We start from the raw sequence: 4,246 nt of genomic DNA on the forward strand, positions 1-4,246 counted from the left end.
GTTCGCGTCCGTGGTCCAGACGGTGTAGAGGTCAGCTCCAGCCCACTTCCAGGCAACGTCGAAACCGGTTGCGGTCTGCTCCGCACCGATGGGAGCCCAGGACGAAAATTGCCCGCTCACCACCTGCGCGCCATTGTATTTCAGAATGGGCCCAGAGTTGCCGAGCTCATAATTATTCCCAACCTGCAGCAGGCTTATCGAGCCAAACGACTCGATGGTCGTGACCCCAGTCGTCAGCCCGATCGTGCCGTCACCGTTCAGGTCCTGGTGGAAGGTAGTCTCCAGGGTCTCCAGGGCGACGGTGGTACCGGAGACCGACTGCACGAGATTAGTCAGGAAGTTGCCATTCGCATCGGTGGTCCATACCGTATAACTGTCCGCGCTAGGGTCCTTCCAGGCGACGTCAAACCCGCTCGCCGTCTGCTCCGCTCCGATCGCCACCAAGTGTCCGCTCACCGCCGGCGCTCCGCCGGACTTCAACATCGGGCCGGAAATGCCAAGTTCGTAGTAGCTACCCTGCTGGAGCAGGCTCGTTGAGCCGAACGACTCGATTGTAACCGGCGCCGACGTGAAGTTGGAGCTCGCATATGTTGCATCCGAGAACTTGAAGTTCTCGATGCTTGTCACCGTATCCGTGCCGTCGGGTGAACCGGCGCGTTTGTCGCTCACGGTGAAGGTCTGCGTCGCCGCATTGTAGGTTATGGCGTAGTTGTTTTCCGCACCGGTCCACGTGACGGTGTCGGCCGTCCCGGAGCCACCGAAAATGATGTCATTGCCAGCGGTCTCAACCGCGGTTGCGCCATCCGTAATCGTCACATTGTGCAATACCGGCGCGCCTTGCGGCGAGGTCGACGATAGCGCGAGGGCGCCGTCGTTGAACGTCAATGACAGGTCAGCTCCGTTCAAGGTGGCCGTCGGCGCGCCCTGGATAGAGACGATGTTTGTGCCCGGCGTCTTGACGTGAATGCCGACGACACCGTCGCCTGTCATCGAAAACGAAAGATTCGATCCGTTGCCGGTTACCGATTTGAGGTCGGCGCGCATTGGCAGTGCGTCGATATGGGTGACGTCATCCTGCGTGGCACCGAGCGTGACGGTGAAGCTGCCGCCGCCGTAAGGCAGGAAGATGCTGTTGCTGTCGTAGGCGTACCAATTGCCCGCGTTTTGAATGACTTGGCTGCCGCCGTTGGTCACGTTCAAGGCCATCGCACCGAGATCGAGAGCGGTCGGATCGGGTGTAATGGTGGCGGTAATGACGTTGCCGCTGGTCGTCTCGGAAAGCGTCGCTTTCTGCTGCGCAGCGATGCGCGCAGCGAGATCTTCCGTGGTCACGAACTCATAGCCTTTGTTGAACGCGTAGGCGATGAAGTTCGTGAACATTGCCGTGGTGTAGCCCGGATCTGTACTCGTGCCGCTGGTGTTCCAGTCGGTCGGCCCGTAGTCATGCCAGGGCCATACGATCACGGGTGTATTTGAATTTGCGGAAAGCTGGTTGAACAGCGTCTCCCAATCTGCGAGGGCCTGTGCAGGAGTCTTTTTGTCGAATTGTATTTCGGTAAAATCGAAGGTGATGTTCGGAGCGATGTAAACGGAATTTGTATCGTCGGGACTAATGTAGCCGAAGGCATTCGGATAGCCCGAGCCGACGCCCGTCCATCCGCCCGTGACATACCCGGTCAACCCACCCGCCGTTGGGAAATACTGCAAAATCTGGTGCGCGGTTGCTGCGGTGTCGTTGGCCCCTGGGACTGCTGTACCAGCAAGCGTGATGCCGAGCTGCTGCTCAAAGATTGTCTTCGACTGCCCGAACTCATAGGCGAACGTCCAGTTCGGCGCGGAGCCATTTGCGGGTGGTGTGAGGTAGAGCGTATTGGTGTTCTCATCCCAGGTACCGGCCGGGATCGGATTCCCGTTCGCATCGACGGTCGGCGGGTTGATCAGATGGGTATAGGAGTGCGTTCCGAACTCGTTGCCCATCGCGATGAGCGCTTTGTAGAAGGCGGCGGACACCGCCCAATTCGTGGTGTTGCCGTTGGCAGGATTGGCGTTGTCGCCGATGTTGGCGTAGTAGCTGCCGACGAAATTATATTGTTGCTTCCACTGCTGCAGGATCGGCAGCAACACGTCGTAGATTCCGGGTTTGCCAGCCGGCGAGACGTCAGCGGGAAATTGTGATTGATCAAGGTCGGTGCGAGAATCGACAATGCCGGCCATCCGCGTGATGTCGAGCGTCAGGCTCGGCGTGGTGCCAAACACGGCATTCTGGATCGCGTGCTGCAGCAGATTGCTGTCGCCCAGCAGGCCGGTGGTGGCGAAATGCGTGTTGGTAGCGCCCGTGGTGGTCTGAACCACGCCTGCGACCGAGGCGCCGCCTTGAATATTGATGTCCGCGAGAACCGTTGCGGGTTTGGTGACGCCGGAAAAAGTAAGATAACCAGTGTTCGTGTAGAGGCCGGCCGTCGTGCCGGCAAACTGTCCGCTCGCTCCTCCGATCAACTCTCCCGGAGCGTATCCGGAGACCACTGAATTGTGGTTGGCAAGCGCCGTCGGATCTGCCGTCACGGAGTAGGTCGCGGTGCCGAACGAGCTCTGAGTTAGGTCCAGTAGCGACTGCATGGCGGCATAGGGCGCCGCAAAGGCGGCGCCGGTCTGATCGTTGGTCATGAACTGACCGGCCGTGATGATCGGAACGTGGTAATCGTAGACGACCTGGTGGAGCGCGCTTTCGATGGCCGCAGCCTGGCTGCTCTGAACGTTCTGCATATCCGGGAAGATCAGCGCACTATATTGCGCCATCTTCGCCACGTTGGTCAGGTCGGCCTCTGTGAGGATATCATAGGACACACCAGCGGCCCGCGCTTGCTGTTGCGCAGCCATGAAGAGGTCCGCATATGCAGTCTTGCCTGCATCACCGCCTCCGAAATAGAGCGCAGCAGTCGTCGCGGAATAGACGATCGCGACCTTCTTCACGCTGTGATCGACAGGGACGAGTGTCGAGGAATCGGTGATGTTGTATTCGGGGCTGCTAAAGCTACTGGGCAGTGCGACTGCGCCGTTGTTGCTCAGGTAGGCGAAGCTGATCGAGTGCGGTGCCGTCCCGCCGCTCGGGGTAATCAGTGACTGAGGGATGGCCAGTTCGACGCTTCTGCCGTCGCTCGATAGTGCAAAGTTCAGCGGTGCACCGCCGTTGAGCAGCGTCGGGGTTCCGGTGGCTGTGAGCGAATACAGATAGGGCGCAAGCGTGCCACCCAACGTGGAGAACTGCACTTCGTATTCCGCGCCCACGGCTCCGGCTGGGCTAAAGCCCGTCGCCGTGTTTTGATCCGTGTTGAGATAAATGGTGGTGCCGACGTCTATAACCGCAGTAGCGCTGGTTGCGTCGATGCCGACGACGTATGTATTCCCCAGCGTGGTGTCATTAAGGAGGGCGCCGTACACCTGATAGCCGGCAACGAAATTATCCGGTGTCATCAGGGAATCGGTGGCCGGCCAGTCCGTGAATTGGCCGTCGAGGGTAATCAGGTTGCCAATGATGGTGGCCATCTTTGTGACCCCTTAAAATAAATATGTAGCTGGAGCGCCATGCGGTGAGGCGCCGAACTGACACGTCCGCGCAACATCTGTTCTACAAACCACCTCCGAACGTATTCTCCGACGGATCATCCGTGGATTTACACGCTCTGGGTGTCGCCATGAGTACAGCGCGCGCGCGACCGGCAAGTCGAATCGGAAAATCTGTCGCGGGTCAGAAAAAAAACCTGGAGGGAGTCCCCTGTTAGCCTATGTTAGTGAGCGGATGCGGATATCCCGAAGTCACTAACCGTGGCGCGCCGTTGGTGGAGCGCCCCGCTCGGTCTCGCGGATTGGCCAACGAGCAGACCGTGGAAGAAAAGCGGCCGCCAGTAGAAACCAAGTCCTAGCCTATCCTGTAAGACCACGACCTAGCGGCGGCGGGTCACCAATTGGCCCGACTAGATAGCGGGCCAAGGGGCTGGTTGACCCCCTTCACGTTTTCGAGATTGGGTTGTCCGAAGCGGCAGGCAAAAGGCAATACCTCCCTTCGGGCAGCGGTCTCACTGACAGGTTGACGGAGCGGATGTCCCCCGTTGCTTCAATCCGAAGCGGCCCATCAGCGCAGCCGTTTCCGGCGCGAACACGCCCTCGATGCGGCCTTTGCCGAAGCTTGCGGGGTTCTTTTGCGAAACGCTTGGCGAGGTTGTAGCCCATGAAGGACGCCGCGATCGCC

General features: G+C 59.4%; 2 pseudogenes. Both read right to left on the reverse strand.

Annotation, left to right across the window (positions count from 1 at the left end):
* Positions 1-3,543: pseudogene (locus tag MTR72_RS40085) on the reverse strand (hypothetical protein); the annotation flags it as partial.
* A 590-nt stretch (positions 3,544-4,133) separates the two neighbouring features.
* Positions 4,134-4,246, reverse strand: a pseudogene (locus MTR72_RS40090) (tripartite tricarboxylate transporter permease); the annotation flags it as partial.

The organism is Bradyrhizobium sp. ISRA442, assembly GCF_038085055.1.
Taxonomy (GTDB): Bacteria; Pseudomonadota; Alphaproteobacteria; order Rhizobiales; family Xanthobacteraceae; genus Bradyrhizobium.